The sequence below is a fragment of the Deinococcus aerophilus genome, from assembly GCF_014647075.1.
Classification (GTDB): Bacteria; Deinococcota; Deinococci; order Deinococcales; family Deinococcaceae; genus Deinococcus; species Deinococcus aerophilus.
In genome coordinates this window covers 80,715-101,113 of sequence record NZ_BMOM01000008.1, presented here as the reverse complement: position 1 = coordinate 101,113, position 20,399 = coordinate 80,715, and the positions used below count along the sequence as shown (strand labels likewise).

Here is a 20,399-nt window from a genome sequence, read left to right as displayed (position 1 = left end):
TGAGTCTCCAGAAAAAAGGGATTGGGTGTTGTGAGCTGCGCCGAGTATACACAGCCGCCCGCTCCATGTCTGATGCCGACGTCAGACACGGCACTCCCGCTCTTTCCTGCACCGGGTCCAAGGGTGCGGCGGGGTGCTAGCCTCAGGGCCATGGACTGGAAGGCGGCGCTGGCCGACCTGCGCGCGCACCTGCCCCCGGCGCCGGGAGGCAGTGGGCCGGTGCGCGGCAGCCTGCGCTGGCTGGAGGCCGAGATGCAGGCGCGTGGAGCCCGGCCCACGGCCGTGCGCAACATCATCTACCGCGACATCGGCACGGCGGCGGACCGGGCCGCTCTGGCGGCCATTCTGGCGGCCCTGGCCGCCGAGGCGGGGCGGCCATGGGCGCAGGCCGCGCCGGGGGACCATCCCCCCACCCCCCCCCTGCCGACCGAGCTGGAACTGCTGGGCCGCAGCAAGAAACGGGCCTACAAGCAGTTTCTGGCCGGAGTCCGTGCGGGGCGCGCACCCCGGCTGATCGTGACGGGCCGTGCGGGGGCCGGCAAGACCGTGCTGCTCGACAGCGTGGCCCAGGCGCTGGCCGGAGACGGGCAGCCGGTGACCCGCCTGTTCCTGTCCGGCGAGGTGGGCGGGACGCTGGAGCTGCCCGCCACCCCGGGCACCTCCTATGCCCAGCTGGCGGCGGCGCAGGCCGAGGCAGTGCGCCGTCAGCTGCCCGGTACCGGCACGCTGCTCGTGCGGGTGACCGATGACTTGGAGTTCGGGGGAGGACCGCCGCGCCTGAGCGATGGCTCGGCCATCTCCCCGGCGCGCTGGGCAGCCGAATATCTGCTGCGGGCGGCGGCACCTGGGGTGGCGGTGCTGCTCGCGCTGGAGCAGGTATCCGCGCCGGACCTCGCGGCGCTGGGGCCGCGCCCGCCCGAGGTCATCGCTTTGCACCCGCCCACACCCGCCGAGGCCCGCACCTACCTGATGGCGCGGCTGGGCGTGACCCACCCCGAGGCCGAGCGGCTGGTGGCCGAGACTGGCCGTCACCTGGACCGCCTGTCGCTGCTGGTGCGCCTGAGCGGGGGCGAGGCGGCGCAGGGAGCGGGCGACCTGCTTGCCGATCCCCACATTGCTGAGCTGGCGGGCGCGGCGGCGGCCCTGAATGCCAGCGGCGTTCATGCCCCTGGCGCTCCGTGGCCCCCGGAGCTGCTGCACGCGGCCCTGGGGAGTGAACTACGGCGTTTGCCTCCGCATGCCCGCGCCCTGCTCGCCGGGTCGGACGCGTTGGGCTGGACGCCCACCCCCGCCCTGCGCGCCGCGTGGCCGGGCGTGGCCGCGCCGGCCCGCGCCGAGGCCCTGCGCCGGGTGGCCGGAACGTCGGTGCCAGGGCTGAGGCCCTTCCGGCTTTCCGCGATGGCGGCCCTGAACGACTGGGAGGCGCTCGCGGCGCAGATCCGCGCCCACCCCGACGACGCGCGCTGGCTGCCTCCGCTGTGGCCGGTGATCCGTCAGGGAGCCGATGGGGACAGCCGGGAGCAGCTGGCCCGCGCGGTGATCACCCACCATGCCGGCCGGGGCGAGTACCACGAGCCGCGTCTGCGCGACGCCCTGTTCACGCTGCTGGAATCCCCCCGCCCGCAGGTGCGCGCCTGGGGCCGCGTCAAGCTGGCCGAGAGCAGTCTGGAGGCCGGGAATATGTCGGCCGCCCGCACCCAGCTGGATCATCCGGACGTCTCGGCGATGGGCGGTCATGACCTCTGGGCTGTGACCGCTCAGGCCGACGCGCTGCTCGTGGAGGCCGCGCTTGCCCGCTGGGCCGGCGACCTCGACGCGGCCACCCGCGCCGCCGCCGATCCGCGCGCCGACGCCGGCGGTCCGCGCACCCCGCTGTGGCGCGGCCTGATTGCCAAGGACGCAGGCCGCTGGGAAGAAGCCATGCGGGCGCTGGCGTCGGTGCCCGCCTCCAGCCCGCTGCTCTCGGCCCGCGCCCGCTACCAGGAGGGCGATCTGCGGCTGCGGCTGGGCCAGCCCGCCGCCGCCCTGGAGGCCCTGCGCGACGCGGTGGTCCGCCTGGAGGCGGCGGGCGGCGCCCCTGAGGAGGTGGCGCGGGTGCTGGCCCGCAGCGCCACGGCCCTGCGCCGCCTGGGGCAGCCCGCCGAGGGCCATACTCTGCTGGAGCGCGCCCTGGCCGTGATGCCGCACGATCCGCGCCGCCACGCCGACGGAGTACCGCGCGCACGGCTGCTCTCCGAGGGCGTGCCGATTCTGCTCGCCCTGGGCCGCCCCAACGAGGCCCTGGCGGCCGCGGCCCACGCACTGGCGCTGCTGGAACGGGGATCAGCGCGACCGGCCGAGACGCACTACCGTCAGCGGCGCACCGAGTACCGCGTGGCCCTGAGCTACCTGACGCGCGGACTGGGCAATGCCTACCTGCAGCCCCTGAGCGGTCCGGACCACGACCACCCGGATCTGCGCCACGCCCGCGACCGCCTGGACGCGCTGACGGCGAGTGCGCCGCCCGCCAGCGACCGCGAAAAGATTCTGCTGTTCGACATGTACCTCAGCCGTGCCCTGGCCGAGCCGGACCCTGGACGAGCCGGGGAAGATGTGGCCCGCGCCGTGGAGATGGCGGCCCATCCCTACGAGGAAGCCCAGGCCCGGGCCATGCGCGCCGAGGTCCGGCTGCGTGCCCGGCAGCCGGACCTGGCCCTGGCTGACCTCAACCGCGCCCACGCCTTGCTGCGCCGCGTGGCTCCGCTGCGCGGCGGGCCGCCCGATCCCGGCCTGCAGGCGCAGTTGCTGACGCTGGAGGCCAGCGCCACCCTGACCGACGCCGCTCCCGACTCAGCGGTGGCCACCGTCCACTGGCTGCGCGAAGCGCTGGCAGACCCGGCCCTGACTCCCTTCCGCGCGGGGGTCTGGCGGGCGGTGGGGCGGGCGCTGGAAACCCAGAATATCCCGGGTGCCTGGGGTGTGCTGCGCGCCCTGCATCCCCGGCACGCCGGATCCCTGGCCGGGTGGCGGCCTGCCGACGCGCTGTGGTTGCTCGAACAGCCGGAGTCCACCTGAAGGTCCGGCTTGCCCCGCCGCGCCGAGCAGGTATGCTGTGCGGCGTGAGGACCACCGAACCGCAGGCCGGAGGCCGCGCCGCCATCCGTCTGCTGCAGGGCTATGTCTGGCATGCTCAGGACGCCGACATTGACCTGGAACACTATCTGCCCCGTGAACTCGACCTGCCCTCGCCGCCTGGCTTGGCCGAGCAGGAAAGTGCCCACGTGCTGTGGGACACGGTCAATCCGCCGTTCGCCTTTTTCGAGAATGGCGACCCCACCGCCTCGCAGACCTTCTACCAGTTCACGGTCCTGCGGGTGTACGAGGAGCGTCCCGACAACGCCGCCCTGCACGAGGACGCCAGCGCCGCCTCGCAGGCGCTGGGGCCTCTGCTGGACGGCACCCCTGAGGGTGTGGGCTGGCAGCTGTGGGAGGACCTGCGCGAGCTATGATCCGCTGGCTCGATCTGCTGGTCGAGGGGGACCCGCATCCCCACCGGTTCGACGGCCCGCACAGCCTGCGCTCCTACCTGCTGCGCGTCGAGCGCCTGCCCGAGGCCGCCGCACAGACCCTGATCGAAGAGGGCGTGGTGGCCCCGCCCATGGCGCGGCGGGAGTACCGTCTGCGGCGCCTCGACAGCGAATGAGTCTGCCGGGCACCGATGGGTTGCCCGTTCCGGGTCCGCTGGTCGCCGTTCCCGTCTACGCGGGCGTCAGCGAACTGGAACTGGGCATCATGGTCACGGTATGCCGCCTGTGTGGCGGTCCCGACACGGTGCGAACCGTCAGCCGCTCGCGTGTCAGCATCGTCACGGCCGGCGGTCTGGTGAGCACGCCACACGTGCTGTACGCCGCCCTGCCCGAGCCGGCTGCTGTCCTGATCCCTGGCGGCCCCGGCGCACAGAAGGCCGCCCGGGACCCTCTGCTCCGGTCGTTTCTGGCGGCGCACGTCACCCTGCCCACCGGCGCGAGCGGCAGCGGCCTGTTGCTGCTCGGCGAGGCGGGGACGCTGCGCGGGCGTGAGGTGGGCGGCCCCGCCGACCTCGCCGATACCCTGTGGGGTCACGGCGTGAAGGACGTGCGGGCCGGCGAGACCGTGACCGACGCCGGGCTGTGTACCGCTCCCGGTGGGCTGCCCGCCCTGCACGCCGCTCTGCATGTCGCGGCCGCGCTGTGGGGCCCCGACGCCGCAGCCGAGGCCGCGCAGCGTCTGGGCCACCGCTGAGTGCCTGTTGTCCAGGGGCTCAGCCGTCGACGCCCTCGCAGCCCGGCACGCCGTCGAACAGGCCACGCAGCGGCCAGTTGACCAGCGGCGTGCGCGTGCCCCCGATGCTGAAGGCCTCGTGGCTCAGCATGCGCCGCTCCATTTCCTCGCGCTCTTCTTGTGACATCTGGCCCAGGCGGCTCTGGGTGCCCATCTGGGTGCCGTGGGCGGCGAGCGCGGCCTTCTTGTTCTCGCGGTACGGGCTGACGTCCATCTGCACCGCCACGGTGCTGTCCGAGACGCCGTACACTTCGGGGTCCAGATTCTCACCCATGCGCGACAGGCCCCGGGCCGCTTCCACGTTCAGGGCGGTGTAATACAGCCGCTGCGGGCCGCCGTAGGGCAGCACGCCGGTGCTGAAGAAGGCCGCCACCGCCGCCCGGTGAATCTGCAGGTGGTCGATGTGGCCGTAGCCGCCGTGCGGATCGAAGGTCACCATCACCTGCGGCTGCACCTCGGCGATCAGGGCGCGCAGCCCGACCTCCACGTCCAGCGGGTTCACGTTCATCAGCGCCTGCGGATCGTTCGTGCGGGTGCGCTCGTAGCGGCCCGAGTCGTGAAAGTCCAGAAAGACCGGCTCGGGGATCTCCAGGGCGCGGCAGGCCTCACGCAGTTCCTGCTCGCGCTGCTGGCCCAGGTCGTCCACGGTCATGCCCGGCACGGTGATCTTGCCCGCCTCGCCGCGGGTCGCGCAGGCGAGCTGCACCCGCACGCCCCGGCGGGCGTAGTGGGTCAGGGTGCCGCCGACGGAAAACGCCTCGTCGTCGGGATGGGCGAACACGGCCAGCAGGGTGGGAGTAACGGTCATGCCGCCAAGTCTAGTGCCGGGAACCTTCCGCGCCCGCGTCCCGTAAGGAACATCGCCCATGCGCACGGTCCTGAGCACTCTTCTCGCCGTCCTCCGCGCCGCTTCTCTCGGCGTCATCGGTCAGCCGGACGGGGGCCCCGGCGCGCGGGACCGGGCCCGCAAGGCCCGCCAGCATCAGCGTGTGCGCCGGCAGCGTCCCTCCAGCGTGCTTCAGACCATCGGCACCCTGACCCGTGCCGCGGCCGCCGCTCTGACCTTTCAGCCCGATGATCCCCCCACCGACGGCGACACTTCCCCGGCCTCCAAGCGCAGGCCGCGCAGGTAGAAGTCCCACAGGGCGTCGGGCCAGGTCTGGTAGATCCGGCGGCGGTTGGGAATGTCGGCGGCGTCCAGCGCCTCGCCTAGAGCGCGGTAGAAACGGCTGCCCTGTTCCTTCATCGCCAGGGCCGTCCAGTACGCCTCGGAGTCCATCAGGGTGTTCAGGCGGTCTTCGGTCATGTCTCCTATTTTGCCCGCCCTGGTGCCGCCCTGGTGCCGACCTGTGCGGGCCTGACACGCCGCTCGGCTGCGTCTGGTACGCTCCCGTCATGCCCCGCGTCATCGCCATCACATCGGAAAAGGGAGGCGTGGGCAAGAGCACGCTGGCCGTTCACCTGACCGGGGCCTTTCACCAGCGCGGCCTGCATGCCGTGCTGGTCGATGAGGACGGACGGGTGGGCAGCAGCTTGCGCTGGGCGCGGCGATCGCCCCCCGGCGCCGGGGTGGAGCTGGCCTTCCCGGTGCTGGCGCCGGACGACGTGCGGCCGAAGAAGCTGGCCGACGCCGACGTTGTTCTGATCGATACCGAGGGCCGCCCGAAGCGCAAGGAGCTGCGCCGCCTCGCCACGCGGGCCGACGTGATTCTGGTGCCGTGCGGGCCGGGCGCGCTGGAGCTGGAGGCCACCCGGGAACTGCTGGACTTTCTGGGCGGCGACGGCGAGGCAGGGCGCAAGGCGCGCGTGGTCCTGACCCGGGTGCCCCCGGTGGGCCGCGCCGGAGAGGAGGCTCGCGAGAACCTGCGCGACGAGGGCCTGACCGTGTGCAACACCCTGGTCCGCCACTACGCCGCGTATCAGAAGGCGGCCGAGCTGGGCGTGCTCGCCTGCAACGTGCGCGACGCCCGCGCCGAGACCGCTTGGAACGACATCCTGACCCTCTCGCGGGAACTGCTGTGAGGGTGCGGGACTGATGGCACGCTTTGCGTATCTGGACGGAAAGAAGGGAGGCCGCAAGCAGGCCAAACTTCGCAAGGCCACCCCGGAACCCGACGGTCGGCGCAAGGGCGAGACCGAGGAGCGGGTGGAGGCGATCTATGTCCGCAAGGAAACCGTGCGGGCGGTGTGGCGTGAGGTCAAGGGCGACGGCGATCCCGCCGAAAGCGTCAGTGAACTGGTCGAGGACCTGCTGCTCGCCTGGCTGCGTGACCGCGCCTGAGCGTGCCGCGCTGGCCGTGTCCGCCGAGCACACGCTAGCCTCGGCACCGTGAGCACCAAGAGCCGCCGCATGGTGGGACGCTTCGCGCCCAGCCCCACCGGGGGAATGCACCTGGGCAATGCCCGCACCGCCCTGCTCGCGTGGCTGCACACCCGCACCCACGGCGGGCGGCATCTGCTGCGCTTTGAGGACCTCGACACCGGCCGCGTGCGGGCCTGGGCCTATGACGCGACCCGGCGGGATCTGGACTGGCTGGGCCTGGACTGGGATGAGGAATATATACAATCAGAGCGTCTGGAATTCTACGCACACGCCCTGAACACCCTCACCACCTACCCCTGCACCTGCACCCGCCGCGAGATCGCCGCCGCCATCCAGGACAGTGCCGGGGCTCCGCATGGCAGTGAACCCGTGTACCCGGGCACCTGCCGCAGCGCTTCCGCTCCTGGTGATCCGCGCCCCGCTGCACGGCGCTGGCAGGTGCCCGCCGAGACGGTGTGTGTCCCGGACGCCTGGACCGGGGCCATTCTGTGCCAGGACCTGCCGTCCGAGGTGGGGGACCTTGTGTTGCAGCGCAACGACGGCGTGTTCGCGTACCACCTCGCGGTGGTCGTGGACGACGCACACAGCGGCGTGACCGACGTGCTGCGCGGCGCAGACCTGTGGACGGCCACGCCCCGGCAGGTCGCTCTGCAGCGAGCGCTGGGGTATGTCACTCCCCGTTACCTGCACGTGCCGCTGATGACCGACTTCCGGGGCGAGCGTCTGGCCAAGCGGGGCGGTGCGCCGCCGATCATGACGCTGCGCGAATCGGGTGAATCTCCAGAACGCGTTCTCTCTGAACTGGCGCGCGGCCTGGGCTGGCTGGTGCCCGAGGAGGTGACGGGCTCCGAGCTGATTCCGTTCTGGCAGGAGGTCTGGAGCCGCCGGCCTACACCAGACCTCAGCTAAACTTAGACAACTTGTCTAAGTTTCCTACAATTGGTTCGGGTCCAAACTTTTACGCTGGGGCCATGACCCTGACCCTTCCCGAGTATCCGCAGCCGGACGCGCGCGGGAGATTCGGACGTTTCGGAGGACGCTATGTCCCAGAAACGCTGATCCCGGCCCTGGACGAGCTGGAAACCGCCTACCGCGCCGCCAAGGCCGATCCAGAGTTTCTGGAGGAACTTGACCGCCTGCTCAAGGAATTCGTGGGTCGCCCCAGCGGCCTGTATCTCGCCTCTCGCCTCACCGAGCACGCGGGCGGCGCGAAAATCTACCTCAAGCGCGAGGACCAGAACTACACCGGCGCGCACAAGATCAACAACTGTCTGGCGCAGGCCCTGCTTGCCAAACGCATGGGCAAACGCCGGGTGATTGCCGAGACCGGGGCCGGGCAGCACGGCGTCGCCTCGGCCACGGCCGCCGCGTTGCTGGGCATGGACTGTGTGGTGTACATGGGTGTCGAGGACATCCGCCGTCAGGAGCTGAACGTGTTTCGCATGAAGCTGCTCGGCGCGGAGGTCCGGCCCGTAACCAGCGGCACGAGCACCCTCAAGGACGCCACCAACGAGGCCATCCGCGACTGGGTGACGAATGTGCGCGACACCTTCTACATCCTGGGCAGCGTCGTGGGACCCCACCCGTATCCGGCGATGGTCCGCGACTTCCAGTCGGTGATCGGCGAGGAGGTCAAGGTGCAGTTGCAGGCCCAGGAGGGCCGCGTCAGTCCCGACGTCATCGTCGCGTGCGTGGGAGGCGGCAGCAACGCCATCGGCATCTTTGCTCCCTACGCCTACCTGCCCGAGGAGCAGCGCCCACGCCTGATCGGCACCGAGGCCGCCGGAGAGGGGGTGGAAACCGGACGCCACGCCGCCTCGGTCGCCGGGGGCCGCACCGGCGTGCTGCACGGCGCGATGATGTACCTGCTGCACGACCACGAGGGTCAGATCACCCCACCCCACAGCATCAGCGCGGGCCTGGATTACCCCGGCATCGGACCGGAACACTGCCTGTACAGCGACACCGGGGTGGCCGAGTACGTGCCCGTCACCGACGCGCAGGCGATGGAAGGCCTGCAGCTGCTCACCCGTCTGGAGGGGATCATCCCGGCCCTGGAAAGCGCGCACGCCATCTATCACGCCGTTCAGCTCGCCCCGACCCTGTCGCCCGATCAGATCATCGTGGTGAACCTGTCCGGGCGCGGCGACAAGGACGTGGCCGAGGTGATGCGGCTGCTGCAGAAGGCGGAAGACGCGGCTCCACCCTCCGAGCGTCAGGAGGTGCGGGCATGACCGCCACCCAGTCCCGGGGCGTGGCGCGCATCCACGCCGCCTTTGAGGCCGCGCAGGCACAGGGCCGCGCCGCCTTTATCCCCTTCATGACGGCGGGGTTTCCCTCGGCAGCGGCCTTTCCCGCCCTGGCCGATACCCTGCTCGAGCGCGCCGACATTCTGGAAGTCGGCCTGCCGTACAGCGATCCGCTGGGCGACGGCCCCACCATTCAGCGGGCCTCCGAGCAGGCGCTGGAGGGCGGCACGAGCACCCGGCGCACGCTGGAGGCGGTCCGGGAACTGCGGACGCGCCACGACACGCCCATCGTGGTCATGACCTACGTCAATCCGATCTATGCCGTCGGCCCGCGCGAGTTCATGCGGCTGGCCCAGGAGGCGGGCGTGGACGGCCTGATTCTTCCGGACCTGCCCCCGGATCAGGACCTGGAAATTGCGGATCTGGCCGCCGAGCACGGCCTGGCCGTGACCTTCCTGATCGCCCCGACCAGCACCCCCGCACGCGTGAAGCTGGTGGCGGAGGCCTGCACCGGCTTCCTGTACGCGGTCAGTGTGACCGGCGTGACCGGCGCACGGGAGGCAACGGCCCTGAACGAGGTGCCGGCGATGCTCGCCCTGGCCCGTGAACACGCGCGGGTGCCGGTCGCGGTGGGCTTCGGCGTGAAGGATGCCGGTACCGCCCATCAGGTGGCCGCCGTGGCCGACGGCGTGGTGGTGGGCAGCGCCTTTATCAATGCCATCAACCACGGCCAGGACGTGGCCGCGCTCGTCGCCACCATCGCCGACGGCTGTCAGAAGTAACGTCTCCGGGCCGGGGCCGGGGGCGGGCAAGCAAGACACGGTCTGTTTCCCCTTCTCCGCCCCCGGTGCTGTGCGGAACTCCTCAGGCCGCCGGGGCCAGGGCCTGACGGCGGTTGTTGGCGGTCATGACCACGAAGGCCGTCAGGGTCAGGGCCGCACACACCACGAACACGCTGCGGTAGCCGAAGGTCTGGGCGACCGCACCCGACGTGATGCCGCTGAGCATGCCGCCCACGCTGGACGTGTTGGCGAACATGGTGGTGGCTGCGCTGAAGCGCCCCGGCATCAGGGTCTGGAAGTAGGTCATACCCAGCCCGGCCAGAATCGCCAGCACGACGGCGCGGATCACCTGGGCGGCCACGAGCAGGGGCAGGCTGTCGGCCACGACGATCAGGGCAAAATGGGCCACGAACAGCCCCATGCCCGCCGCGATCAGGACGGGAACGCCGGGCAGGCGGCGCAGCGTGACCAGGGCGAGCATGACGGGAATTTCCAGCAGGGCGCACAGCCCCACCAGAAAGCCGACCTCGCTGCCGCTGCCGCCCAGGGTCTTGGTGATGAACAGCGGAAACATCGCCATGCCCATCTGCATGCTCATGCCGTACAGCACGAAGGCGAGCGCTCCCCAGGCAATGGCGGAGCGGTTGCCCGGGCGGGGACGGTCCGCCACGGGGGTGGTGCCCGTGTTGGGCTGGGGACGGCGGCCCGGCACGCGGAGCAGTGGCAGTGCCGCGAGCGCAAAGCACAGGCTGGCACTCAGGAACACGGCGTGGTAATCGGCGCCCACGAGGATCGCGGCTCCCAGGCCGGGGCCGACCACCCACGACAGGCTGAACACCGACCTCAGCACCGTCATGGCGCGGTCGGCCAGGTCAGCCGGCACATCCTGCAGGCTGGCGCGGGCAAAGGAGAACACCTGCGGAAAAGCGGCGGCCCCCAGCGACAGCAGCAGCGCCCCAATGGCCAGCAGTCCAGAAAAATGGGGCGTGACGCTGATCAGGGCGTAGGCCGCCGCCCCCGCCGCCAGCGTGGCGAGCACGATGGGTTTGCGGTTCGGCAGGCGGTCGGACCAACGCGCGAGCAGCGTGGCGACCCCCACAGCGCTGATGGCGCTCACGGTCAGGAAGGTGCCCAGCTGCAGCGGGGTCATGCCCGCGCGGTTCACGGCGTACAGCGCCATGTACGGCACGGCCAGCGACAGGCCGAAGCCCAGGATAAACACGCTCAGGGCCAGTCCAACGGCGTGGGGCAAGCGCAGCATGGCCCCGAGGCCCGGCGCCGGGAGGGTCGTTGCGGTGGTCGTCACAGGGGGGTCCGTCCATTCATCCGGACCACTGTAGTCCCGCCATACCGGGCGAGAACGTGAGCAGATGCTAGCCTCCAGACCATGACCACAATCCAAGCTGGAAGCCTTCCTGCCCGTGCCGACGTGCCCCGAGAACAGACCTGGGATCTCGAGGCCCTGTACGCCACCCCCGACGCCTGGGAGGCCGAGGCCGGAGCGCTGCCCGCCCGCATTGACGCCCTGGCTGCCCATGCGGGACAGCTTGGAAGCCCGGAGGGACTGCTCGCCTACCTCGCCGCCGCGGACCGCGTGGAACTGCAGCTGGCCCGCTTCATGTCCTACGCGGGCATGACCGCCAGCGTGGACGGGCGCGACGCCGTGGCTGCCGCCCGCCGCGACCGCGCGAGCGCCCTGGGAGCCCGGTACGGCAGCGTGACGGCCTTCTTTCGCCCCGAAGTTCTTGACCGGGCCGCCGCGGTGGAGGGCTGGCTGTCCCGGCCCGACTTCACCGATCAGCGGGTGCGGCTGGAGCGCATCCTGCGGGAGAGGGCGCACGTTCGCAGCGGCGAGGTCGAGGAACTGCTCGGAGCGCTGCAGGCCCCCTTCGCCTCCGAGCGCGGCATTCACCCGGCCCTCGCGAACATGGACCTGCGCTTCGGTACCGCCGGGGGAGAGCCGGTGACCCAGGGCAACGTGGACCGCCTGACCTCGGCCCCCGACCGCGAGGTCCGCCGCGGGGCCTGGGAGAACTACGCCGATGCCCACCTCGCCGTGCGTCATTCCCAGGCCGCCATGTACGCCACCAACGTGCGCCAGAATGTCTTTCTGGCCCGCGCCCGCCGTTACCCGGACGCCATCACGGCCTCGCTGTCCCCGGACCGCATTCCCACCGAGGTGGTGACCACGCTGCTCGACACCTACCGCGCCCATACCCCGGTGTGGCACCGCTACTGGCGCGTGCGCCGGGACTGGCTGGGTCTGCCCGAGCTGCGCGAGTTCGATGTCAAGGCCGCGCTGGTCCCGCCCCGACCCGTGACCTACCGTCAGGCCGTGGACTGGATTGCCGAGGGCATGGCCCCTCTGGGTCCAGAATATATACAAGACATGCTTCCCGGACTGACCACCGAACGCTGGGTCGACTACGCCGAGAACGACGGCAAACGCCAGGGCGCCTACAGCAACGGTGGAGGACGCGTCAAGCCCTACATCTTCATGACCTGGAACGGCACCCTGAGCAGCTACAGCACCCTGGCCCACGAGATCGGGCACTCCATGCACTCGCTGCTTTCCCAGCGCGAGCACCCCTACAGCGTGCCGCGTTACACCCTGTTCCACGCCGAGGTCGCGAGCAACTTCAATCAGGCGATGGTCCGCCAGCACCTGCTGCGCCGTGCCCGCGAGACGGGGGATACCGAGTTCGAGGTCGCCGTGATCGAGGAGGCGCTTTCCAACTTCCACCGCTACTTCTTCATCATGCCGACGCTCGCCGCCTTTGAGCTGGAATGCTACCGCCGCGTGGAAGCGGGGGGCACCCTCAGCGCCCCGGACCTGATTGCGCTGACCGCCGACCTGCTGCAGCAGGGATACGGAGACGGCGTGACCATGGACCGTGAGCGCAGCGGCATTCTGTGGGCTCAGTTCTCCACCCACCTGTACGCCAATTTCTACGCCTACCAGTACGCCACCGGCATCAGCGCCGCGCACCAGCTGCTTGAACAGTTTGGCGAGGAGCCCGACGCCGCGCGTGAACGTTACCTGCGCTTCCTGAAATCCGGCGGCAGCCTTGACCCCATTGAGGCCCTGCGGGAAGCCGGCGTAGATATGCTCTCGCCCGAGCCAGTGCAGGCCACCTTCCGCACGCTTGAAGGCTACGTGGCGCGGCTGGAGGAGCTGCGGGCGCAGCGTTCCTGACGGACATCACGGTGGGGGCGGCGGGTCTCCGCCCCCTGAGTACAGCAGAGGGGCCGTGCACCTGGCACGGCCCCCTCTTGCTACACCGGTATCCTCAGGCCTGAGGCTGCTGCAGCTGCGGGCCGGGTACAAAGCCTTCCAGGGTCGCGTAATCGTCCTGGAAGTGCATCAGCACGCCGCCGAACAGCGTGTCGAAGGTTTCCTGGGGCATTTCGGCCAGGGTGGGGTAGAAGCCCACATACTCCAGCCAGACGTTGCCGTCGGCGTCGATGCTGCGGGCAAAGGCGCGCTCGCGGTTGCGGTCGTTGAGCATGTTGACCACTTCGTCGCGGCGATCCCCGTACTGCTTCTGGGTCACGCAGGTGACTTCCAGACGCGAGGTGTTGTTCGGACCGTCGTTGACGCTGACCAGCACGGCGGCGTCGCCCATCTCAAAACGCCAGCCCATGCGGATAAAGCGCTGGCCGTTGTTCTCTTCCATATCGAGCTGGACCTCTTTTTCCTTGAGGTACTTCGCCAGCGTGTCCAGGGTCAGCAGTGCCGTTTCCATCGTCATTAAAACCATCCTCCTCGGGGTGAAGCTCAACTGCAAATTTGAACCGTGTGGTTGAAACCCGAACGATTCTAACATCCCCGGCCTGGGAGCGCCCGCGCAGTCACCCGGCGTCCGGGGACAGAATGTGGGAAGACCGCCCCCATCCAGTCGGCAGGGCCACTCAGGGGGTGGACAGCACCCGGACCGTGACCGGCACGATGCCCCGGCTCAGCATGCCCAGCGAGGCGGCGGCGGAGCGCGACAGGTCAATCACACGCGCCGGATGGCCGAAGGGCCCGCGGTCATTGATCAGCACGTCCACGCTGCGGCCGCTGCCCACCTGCGTCACCCGCACCCAGCTGCCCAGCGGCAGCGTGCGGTGCGCGGCGGTCATGCGGGTGTGCCGGTTCGGACGCCCGCCGTAGTACACGGCGTGGCCGCGTTGCAGCGCAGCGGAGGTCGCTCCCCGCGCCGCCGATGTGCGTCCCGGCAAGTGCAGCCGCTGCCCGACGCGCAGGGCCCGGGCCCGCACGCTGGGGTTGGCCCGCTGCAGGGCCGTCACGGTCGTGCCGTGGGCGCGGGCCACCGTCCACAGCGAGTCGCCCGCCCGGACCCGGTAGGTGCCCGCTGCCCACGCCGAGCTGCCCAGCAGCAGCGCGGCCAGGGCCAGCGCCCGCGCCTTCAAACGTCCTCCTTGGGCGCGTGGCTCAGGACCTCATGTCCGGTCTCGGTCACGAGCAGCAGGTCCTCAATGCGCACCCCCCCCACGTCCGGCAGGTACGCGCCCGGTTCGATCGTGATCACCATGCCCGCCGCCAGCACGTCCTCGCTGGTGCCGCGCAGCCCCGGTCCTTCGTGAACCTCCAGCCCGACTCCGTGGCCCAGCGAGTGAGCAAAAGCCTCGCCCAGCCCGTGGCCGGCCAGAATGTCGCGGGCAATCGCGTCCAGCTCGGCGGCCCGCATCCCGGGTTTCACGGCGGCGACGGCGGCCTGTTCGGCCTCCAGCACCGCGCGGTAGACCCGGCGCATTTCCCCGGACGGTTCTCCGACCGCCACCGTGCGGGTCATGTCGCTGTTGTATCCGTTCAGGCGCGCGCCCATGTCCACGGTCACCAGCTCGCCGGCTTCAATTACCCGCTCCGAGGCGACGCCATGCGGCATCGCGCCGCGCGGCCCGCTCGCCACGATCACGTCGAAGGCAGCGGTGGCTCCTGCCTGACGCAGCCGGTTTTCGATCTCCAGGGCTACGTCCAGTTCGCGGACCCCGGCCCGGATCATTGGGCGCACCTCGGCAAAGACCCGGTCGGCCAGGGTCTGCGCCGCGCGGATGGCTTCCAACTCCCCTGCAGACTTGATCTGCCGGAGTTCCTGCACCACGCCGCTCAGGGCCACCAGTTCGGCCTCGGGCCAGTGCGTGCGCAGCTCTTCGAGGCCGGCCACCGTCAGATGGTCGGCCTCGAAGCCCACCCGGCCCCCCGCCACGGCGGCGGCGGCGTGGCGGTACGTTTCCGGGGGGCGCGCAATGAATTGTGGAATGGCCGATTCCTGCTGGGCCTGGACCGTGTAGCGGGCGTCGGTGTACAGCGTGGCGGCGTCCGCCGTGACGAGCACCTTGCCGTCTGCCGGCGACGTGAAGCCCGTAAGGGTCCGTACGTTGGCCGGATGGCTCACCCACAGCGCGTCCACCCCCGCCCCCTTCAGGGCGTCTCTGACCTGTTCCAGTCGGTTCATGACGACGACGCTAACATGCCCGCCCCGCTCCGGACCGTGCCGTTCGCCGCCCCTGTCTCCATCCCGGAGACAACGCGGCGCGGAAATCGCTGGGACGCTTATACTCCTCTATCGGGACAAAGCAATATCAGGCCGCTCAAGGCCACCCCACCCCCAAGGAGGGACCAACGTGAAACTTCACGAATATCAGGGCAAGGAGATCTTGCGCCAGTTTGGCGTCAACGTGCAGGAGGGCAAGGTCGCCCGCACCCCCGACGAAGTGCGTCAGATCGCGCGTGATTACGGCCAGCCGGTGGTCGTCAAGGCCCAGGTGCACGTGGGCGGGCGCGGCAAGGCCGGCGGCGTGAAATTCAGCCCCACCGAGGACAAGGCCTTCGAGAACGGCGAGAAGATCCTGGGCATGGACATCAAGGGCCTGACTGTCAACAAGGTGCTCGTCACCAAGGCCGTCGACATCGATGCCGGCGTCGAGTACTACATCGGCATGATCGTGGACCGCAACGTCCAGAGCTTCACCCTGATGGCCTCGGCCGAGGGCGGCATGGAAATCGAGGAAGTGGCCGCCGCCACCCCCGAGAAAATCATCCACCACCGCGTCGACCCCGTCACCGGCCTGCGTCCCTACGAGGCCCGTGAGGTCGCCATCAAGGCCGGCTTCAAGGGCAACCTGAACAAGATCGCCGACATGATGGTCAAGCTCAGCCGCGCCGCCCTGGAGCGCGACGCCGTGCTCGTCGAGATCAACCCCCTGTTCGTGGACGAGTCGGGCACGCCCATCGCCCTGGACACCAAGTTCGAGATCGACGACAACGCCATGTACCGCCACCAGGACCTCGCCGACTGGCGCGAACTGGAAGCCGAGCATCCCCTGGAGATCGAGGCGAGCAAGTACGGCTTCGCCTACGTCAAGCTCGACGACGGCAATGTGGGCGTGCTGGGCAACGGCGCCGGCATCGTGATGACCTCGCTGGACGTGGTGAACCGCGCCGGGGCCAAGCCCGCCAACTTCCTGGACATCGGGGGCGGCGCCAAGGCCGAGATCGTGTACAACGCGGTCAAGCTCGTCAGCAAGGACACCGATGTCAAGGCCATCTTCATCAATATCTTCGGCGGCATCACCCGCGCCGATGAGGTTGCCAAGGGCGTCATCCAGGCACTGAACGAGGGCATCCTGACCAAGCCGGTGCGCATGCGCATCGCGGGCACGGCGGAAGAGGAGGCCAAGGCGCTGCTCGCCGAGGTCAACAGCCCGCTGATCCAGATGTTCCCTAACATGTTCGACGCCGCCGCCGAAGCCGCCAAGGAGGCGAACAAGTAATGGGTATTCTCGTCAACAAGGACAGCAAGGTCATCGTGCAGGGCATGACCGGCCGCGAGGGCGCAAGCCACAGCCGCGCCATGAAGGAATTCGGCACCCAGGTCGTCGCGGGCGTCACGCCCGGCAAGGGCGGCACCGATTTCGAGGGCTGGCCGGTGTTCAACTCGGTGGCCGAGGCCAAGAAGGCGACCGGGGCCAACGTCTCGATCATCTTCGTGCCGCCTGCCGGCGCCGCCGACGCCGTGCTGGAAGCCGCCCACGCCGGCGTTCCCCTGATCATCCTGATCACCGAGGGCGTGCCCACCGTGGACATGATGAAGGCCGTGCAGGAAGTCAAGGCGCTGGACGCCGAGAACCGCGCGGCCGGCGGCGAGGGCATTCGCCTGATCGGCGGCAACTGCCCCGGCCTGGTCACCAACGGGGAAGCCAAGGTGGGCATCATGCCCAACAAGATCTACACCAACCCCGGCCGCATCGGCCTGATCAGCCGCTCGGGCACGCTGACGTACGAAGCTGCCAAGCTGCTGAACGACGCGGGCATGGGTACCTCCACCACCGTGGGCATCGGCGGCGACCCGGTCATCGGCACCACCTTTGCCGACGTGCTGCCCCTCTTTGAGGCCGACCCCGATACCGACGCGGTCGTCGTGATCGGCGAGATCGGTGGTGCCGACGAAGAAGCCGCCGCCGAGTACATCGCCGCGAACATGAAAAAGCCCGTGGTGGCGTTCATCAGCGGCCGCAGCGCCCCCGCCGGCAAGCGCATGGGCCACGCGGGCGCCATCATCATGGGCAACGTCGGGACCCCCGAGAGCAAGCTCGCCGCCTTCAAGGCCGCGAACGTGCCGGTCGCCGACACCATGCCCGAGATCATCGATCTGGTGAAAGCGGCCCTGGGCCAGTAAGGTTCACCGTTTTTCTGAGAAGGCCGTCAGCAACTGCTGACGGCCTTTTTCTGTTCCCTGCGTGTTGCCGTCCCCAGGGCCGCACGGCCCGGCCCCACCTGCGATCATGTCCGCATCAGGCCCGGGCGTAGACTGAAGGCATGAAGACCCGATTTCTCGCGCTGCTGCTGGGGGCCACCGTGTCCCCGGCCGCCGCCCTGACCGTCTCGGGCACGGTGGAGGGCAATGCGGGAGGCAGCCGCATCGGCGCGTTCGCCGTGACTCCCTTCGGACAGACCGTGCAGGAGGTGGTCAGCGCCCCGATCACCGCCGGTCAATTCCGGCTGGAGGTGCCTGAAAGTGCCCCGGCGGCGCGCGCCCAGGCCCCGCTCTCGCCGCAGAACGTGTCGTGGCCGGGCGTGATCGATCCGGTTCAGGTCAGCGCCGCCGCGCAGGTCGCTGAACTCAGGCTCTTTATCTATCCGGACGCCAACGGCAACGGCCACCGCGATGAGGGCGAGGGGCTGCGCGAAGTAACGCCCATGCTCGGGAACTCCGCGCTCTTCATCACCTGGGTCAGCGGGGACGTGACCGTCACGGCGAGCAAAGGCTACCGCGCCGAGCTCAAGAAAGGCTGGAACGCGTTTGTGGTGGACGTGGGCCGGACTGTGCGGGTCCAGCCCTTCACTGAGGACAGGGCGGTGAACGTCAGGATGGGCCGCTGAGGGTTCGCCGGTAGGCGGCGAGGTACTGTGGAACAATCAGGCCGGGATGAAAGCGGGTCACCGCCGTGTGCCGCGCGGCCGCACCCATCGCGAGGTACAGCTCCCGGTCGCGCAGAATGCGCAGCGCCGAGTCGGCCATGGCGTCGACGTCCCCGACCGCCGACAGCAGCCCGGTCACGCCGTCCTCGACCACCTCGGGAATGCCCCCGGCGCGGGCGGCCACCACCGGCGCCTCACAGCTCATGGCCTCCAGGGCGGCCAACCCGAAGCTCTCGTTGCTGCTGGGCAGCAGGAACAGGTCGCTGATGCCCAGGATGGTCTCCACGTCCGGAAACGATCCCAGGAAGTGGGTCCGGCCGATGACTCCCAGCTGACCCGCGAGCTCGAAGGCGCGCGAGCGGTCCGGGCCGTCGCCGATCATCAGCAGGCGGGCGGGGATCTCGCTGGCGACGCGGGCGAACACCTGCACCACGTCCTCGACCCGCTTGACCGGCCGGAAGTTGCTGACGTGAACCAGCAGCGCCTCGTCCGGGTGGGCAAAGCGCGCACGCACCTCGGGGTCGGTGATGCGCACAAACCGGTCACTGTCCACGAAATTGTGGATCACCTGGATCTCGCGGTCGGTGCCGAAGACTTGATGCGTCTGTTCAGCCAGAAAGGCCGATACGGCCGTCACGTGGTCGCTGCGCTCGATGGCGTGGCGGGTGGTGTGGCGGAAGGTGGGTTCGGCGCCCACCAGCGTCACGTCGGTGCCGTGCAGGGTGGTCATCACCCGGCCCCGGCCCGCGATGGCGCGCGCATGAATGGCGGCCGTGGCGTGGGGAATGGCGTAGTGGGCGTGTGCGAGTTCCACGCCGTATTCCAGCATCACCTCGGTCAGGGTGTTCGCGGCCGCCAGCTCGGGATACGGCTGCTCGAACAGTGCGTAGGCAAAGCTGCTGACCTGATGAAAATAGGGGCCGCGCATGCCGCCCTGCCCGGAGAGCCGGAAGGGCTGGGCCGACCCGACAAAATGAACCTCATGACCGGCGCGCGCCACCTTCAGGCCCAGTTCGGTGGCGACCACGCCCGATCCGCCCGCGCTGGCATGACACAGCACTGCAATTTTCATGGGCGCGTTTTCCTGGCTGCTGTCCTTCACGACTGCGGAGTATAGAGGCCGCGGGCCTTGCAGACCGTCATGGCGCACAAATCACGGTAAGCGGCACCGCCCGACAGGTCCCCCCAACGGTGGGGCGGGCGCAGAAAACAGCACAGACAGCTGCGTGAGCCTTCGCTGAGAATGCGTGCTGTGTACGCCGTCCTGACCGATTCGACCTGCGATCTGCCCCCGGAACAGGCCCTCAAGCTGGGTCTGCACGTCATCCCCCTGACCGTGCAGTTGCAGGAGCGCCGTCTGCTGGACTGGCAGGAGATCGATCCGGACGCCGTATATGACCACATGCGCGCGGGCGGCACAGCCACCACGGCGCCGGTGGCCGCCGCCGCCTTCGCCGAGCGCTACCGGCAGCTGCTCGCCACCTATGAGGGTGTGGTCAGCATTCACCTCTCGGGCAAGCTGTCCGAAACGGTGAACAATGCGCGTCAGGCCGCCGAGAGCCTGGGCGAGACCGGGCGCATTACCGTAATTGACAGCGAGCTGGCCTCCACGCCGCTGGCCGAGGCGGCGCTGGCGGTGCGCGACGTGCTGCAGGCGGGCGGCGACGGAGAAGCTGCCCGGCAGGCGGTCGAGGCCATGCGCGGGCAGATGCAGGCAGAATTCAGCGTGGCCTCGCTGGAATACCTGCGCCGTGGCGGACGCATCGGTCGGGCGCAGGCGCTGGTGGGCAACATGCTGGGGGTGCGTCCCATCCTGCAGTTCGACCACGGTGAACTCAAGGCCGTGCGCCGCATCCGGGCCAACCAGGCCGCCGAGGACATGCTCGATCAGCTGTGCCAGAAGTTTGGCCGCGAGGCCGTCTCGGTCTCCATCGTGCACGCGGGCCGCGACAGCGGACGCCTGAGCGCCATGCGTCAGGCGGTGACCCGCAGCGGCCTGAACGTCCGGCAGGGCCGCGTCCAGTTGATGGGCCCGGTAATCGGGGCCCACGTGGGCCCCGGCACCTACGGGTTTCTGGCCCGGCCCTTTTAGCTGCTCTGAGGAACACACACTGGCCTGCGCGGCATCGGCGGTAGACGGTGCCGTCCTGCCCGGGCGGGTGTGATGTTCAGCTGCTGTCTTCCCGTGAAGCGGGTAAGTCCGGCCGTGTCGGGCGTGTTCATGTCGTCTACCCATGTGAGAAGTGTCCAGGCACTGCTGGCCTCCCCGTACGGGCGCACGCTGCTGCTCAAGCTGGGTCTGGTGGCGCTAACGCTGC

At 69.7% G+C, this 20,399-nt stretch carries 21 protein-coding genes; 14 read left to right on the top strand and 7 right to left on the bottom strand.

Annotated features, from left to right (window positions below):
- Positions 1–150 precede the first annotated feature (150 nt).
- From IEY21_RS07320 to IEY21_RS07305, 4 genes are read left to right on the top strand one after another with little or no spacing between them, the layout of a single operon-like run.
- Positions 151–3,054, top strand: coding sequence for a hypothetical protein (locus IEY21_RS07320; RefSeq protein ID WP_188902903.1), 2,904 nt, complete (start codon positions 151–153; stop codon positions 3,052–3,054).
- A 32-nt stretch (positions 3,055–3,086) separates the two neighbouring features.
- Positions 3,087–3,488, top strand: a complete 402-nt coding sequence (locus tag IEY21_RS07315) for a DUF3208 domain-containing protein (protein ID WP_188902900.1) — start codon at positions 3,087–3,089, stop codon at positions 3,486–3,488.
- Positions 3,485–3,682 (top strand): hypothetical protein, encoded by a 198-nt coding sequence (locus IEY21_RS07310; RefSeq protein ID WP_188902898.1) that lies wholly within the window; start codon positions 3,485–3,487, stop codon positions 3,680–3,682. The genes IEY21_RS07315 and IEY21_RS07310 overlap by 4 nt, the downstream gene beginning before the upstream one ends.
- Complete coding sequence (locus IEY21_RS07305) at positions 3,679–4,260, top strand: DJ-1/PfpI family protein (RefSeq protein WP_188902896.1); 582 nt, start codon at positions 3,679–3,681, stop codon at positions 4,258–4,260. Before IEY21_RS07310 ends, IEY21_RS07305 begins: the two co-directional genes overlap by 4 nt.
- A 19-nt stretch (positions 4,261–4,279) precedes the next feature.
- On the opposite strand, the gene IEY21_RS07300 is transcribed toward IEY21_RS07305, so the two are convergent.
- Positions 4,280–5,107 carry a PIG-L deacetylase family protein gene (locus tag IEY21_RS07300; RefSeq protein WP_188902894.1) on the bottom strand — a complete coding sequence of 276 codons (828 nt, stop codon included), beginning with the start codon at positions 5,105–5,107 and terminating at the stop codon, positions 4,280–4,282.
- A 258-nt stretch (positions 5,108–5,365) separates the two neighbouring features.
- Complete coding sequence (locus tag IEY21_RS07295) at positions 5,366–5,605, bottom strand: hypothetical protein (RefSeq protein WP_188902892.1); 240 nt, start codon at positions 5,603–5,605, stop codon at positions 5,366–5,368.
- Positions 5,606–5,694: 89 nt separating this feature from the next.
- Between IEY21_RS07295 and IEY21_RS07290 the strand changes: the two genes are divergently transcribed.
- The 5 genes from IEY21_RS07290 to trpA all read left to right on the top strand — a co-directional run bounded on the left by IEY21_RS07290 (position 5,695) and on the right by trpA (position 9,653).
- Positions 5,695–6,321: a nucleotide-binding protein gene (locus tag IEY21_RS07290; protein WP_188902891.1), complete on the top strand. Its 627-nt coding sequence runs from the start codon at positions 5,695–5,697 to the stop codon at positions 6,319–6,321.
- A 13-nt stretch (positions 6,322–6,334) separates the two neighbouring features.
- Positions 6,335–6,580 (top strand): hypothetical protein, encoded by a 246-nt coding sequence (locus IEY21_RS07285; protein WP_188902889.1) that lies wholly within the window; start codon positions 6,335–6,337, stop codon positions 6,578–6,580.
- A 69-nt stretch (positions 6,581–6,649) separates the two neighbouring features.
- On the top strand, positions 6,650–7,531 hold the full coding sequence (gene gluQRS / locus IEY21_RS07280) for a tRNA glutamyl-Q(34) synthetase GluQRS (protein WP_188902952.1): 882 nt from the start codon (positions 6,650–6,652) through the stop codon (positions 7,529–7,531).
- A 62-nt stretch (positions 7,532–7,593) separates the two neighbouring features.
- A complete protein-coding gene (trpB, locus tag IEY21_RS07275; protein WP_188902887.1) occupies positions 7,594–8,856 on the top strand; it encodes a tryptophan synthase subunit beta in 1,263 nt (420 codons plus the stop codon).
- A complete protein-coding gene (gene trpA, locus IEY21_RS07270; RefSeq protein WP_188902885.1) occupies positions 8,853–9,653 on the top strand; it encodes a tryptophan synthase subunit alpha in 801 nt (266 codons plus the stop codon). Before trpB ends, trpA begins: the two co-directional genes overlap by 4 nt.
- An 82-nt stretch (positions 9,654–9,735) precedes the next feature.
- Here trpA and IEY21_RS07265 read toward each other — a convergent pair whose 3' ends face one another.
- Positions 9,736–10,959 (bottom strand): sugar efflux transporter, encoded by a 1,224-nt coding sequence (locus IEY21_RS07265; protein ID WP_229752955.1) that lies wholly within the window; start codon positions 10,957–10,959, stop codon positions 9,736–9,738.
- A gap of 81 nt (positions 10,960–11,040) precedes the next feature.
- Here IEY21_RS07265 and pepF point away from each other — a divergent pair, with 81 nt between their 5' ends.
- Positions 11,041–12,849 (top strand): oligoendopeptidase F, encoded by a 1,809-nt coding sequence (gene pepF / locus IEY21_RS07260; protein WP_188902883.1) that lies wholly within the window; start codon positions 11,041–11,043, stop codon positions 12,847–12,849.
- A gap of 94 nt (positions 12,850–12,943) precedes the next feature.
- Here the strand turns inward: pepF and IEY21_RS07255 are convergent, their stop codons facing one another.
- The 3 genes from IEY21_RS07255 to IEY21_RS07245 all read right to left on the bottom strand — a co-directional run bounded on the left by IEY21_RS07255 (position 12,944) and on the right by IEY21_RS07245 (position 15,115).
- On the bottom strand, positions 12,944–13,405 hold the full coding sequence (locus tag IEY21_RS07255) for a YbjN domain-containing protein (protein ID WP_188902881.1): 462 nt from the start codon (positions 13,403–13,405) through the stop codon (positions 12,944–12,946).
- A 160-nt stretch (positions 13,406–13,565) separates the two neighbouring features.
- Positions 13,566–14,069 (bottom strand): RlpA-like double-psi beta-barrel domain-containing protein, encoded by a 504-nt coding sequence (locus IEY21_RS07250; protein WP_188902879.1) that lies wholly within the window; start codon positions 14,067–14,069, stop codon positions 13,566–13,568.
- Positions 14,066–15,115: a M24 family metallopeptidase gene (locus IEY21_RS07245; protein ID WP_188902877.1), complete on the bottom strand. Its 1,050-nt coding sequence runs from the start codon at positions 15,113–15,115 to the stop codon at positions 14,066–14,068. The genes IEY21_RS07250 and IEY21_RS07245 overlap by 4 nt, the downstream gene beginning before the upstream one ends.
- A 169-nt stretch (positions 15,116–15,284) precedes the next feature.
- Between IEY21_RS07245 and sucC the strand changes: the two genes are divergently transcribed.
- From sucC to IEY21_RS07230, 3 genes are all read left to right on the top strand, one after another.
- Positions 15,285–16,433, top strand: coding sequence for an ADP-forming succinate--CoA ligase subunit beta (gene sucC / locus IEY21_RS07240; protein WP_188902874.1), 1,149 nt, complete (start codon positions 15,285–15,287; stop codon positions 16,431–16,433).
- Positions 16,433–17,338: a succinate--CoA ligase subunit alpha gene (gene sucD, locus IEY21_RS07235; RefSeq protein ID WP_188902872.1), complete on the top strand. Its 906-nt coding sequence runs from the start codon at positions 16,433–16,435 to the stop codon at positions 17,336–17,338. The genes sucC and sucD overlap by 1 nt, the downstream gene beginning before the upstream one ends.
- Positions 17,339–17,478: 140 nt before the next feature.
- Complete coding sequence (locus IEY21_RS07230) at positions 17,479–18,042, top strand: hypothetical protein (RefSeq protein WP_188902869.1); 564 nt, start codon at positions 17,479–17,481, stop codon at positions 18,040–18,042.
- Here the strand turns inward: IEY21_RS07230 and bshA are convergent.
- Positions 18,026–19,153 carry an N-acetyl-alpha-D-glucosaminyl L-malate synthase BshA gene (gene bshA, locus IEY21_RS07225; RefSeq protein ID WP_188902948.1) on the bottom strand — a complete coding sequence of 376 codons (1,128 nt, stop codon included), beginning with the start codon at positions 19,151–19,153 and terminating at the stop codon, positions 18,026–18,028. The genes IEY21_RS07230 and bshA overlap by 17 nt on opposite strands.
- Before the next feature lie 171 nt (positions 19,154–19,324).
- Here bshA and IEY21_RS07220 point away from each other — a divergent pair, with 171 nt between their 5' ends.
- Positions 19,325–20,173: a DegV family protein gene (locus IEY21_RS07220; protein WP_229752954.1), complete on the top strand. Its 849-nt coding sequence runs from the start codon at positions 19,325–19,327 to the stop codon at positions 20,171–20,173.
- Positions 20,174–20,399 lie beyond the last annotated feature (226 nt).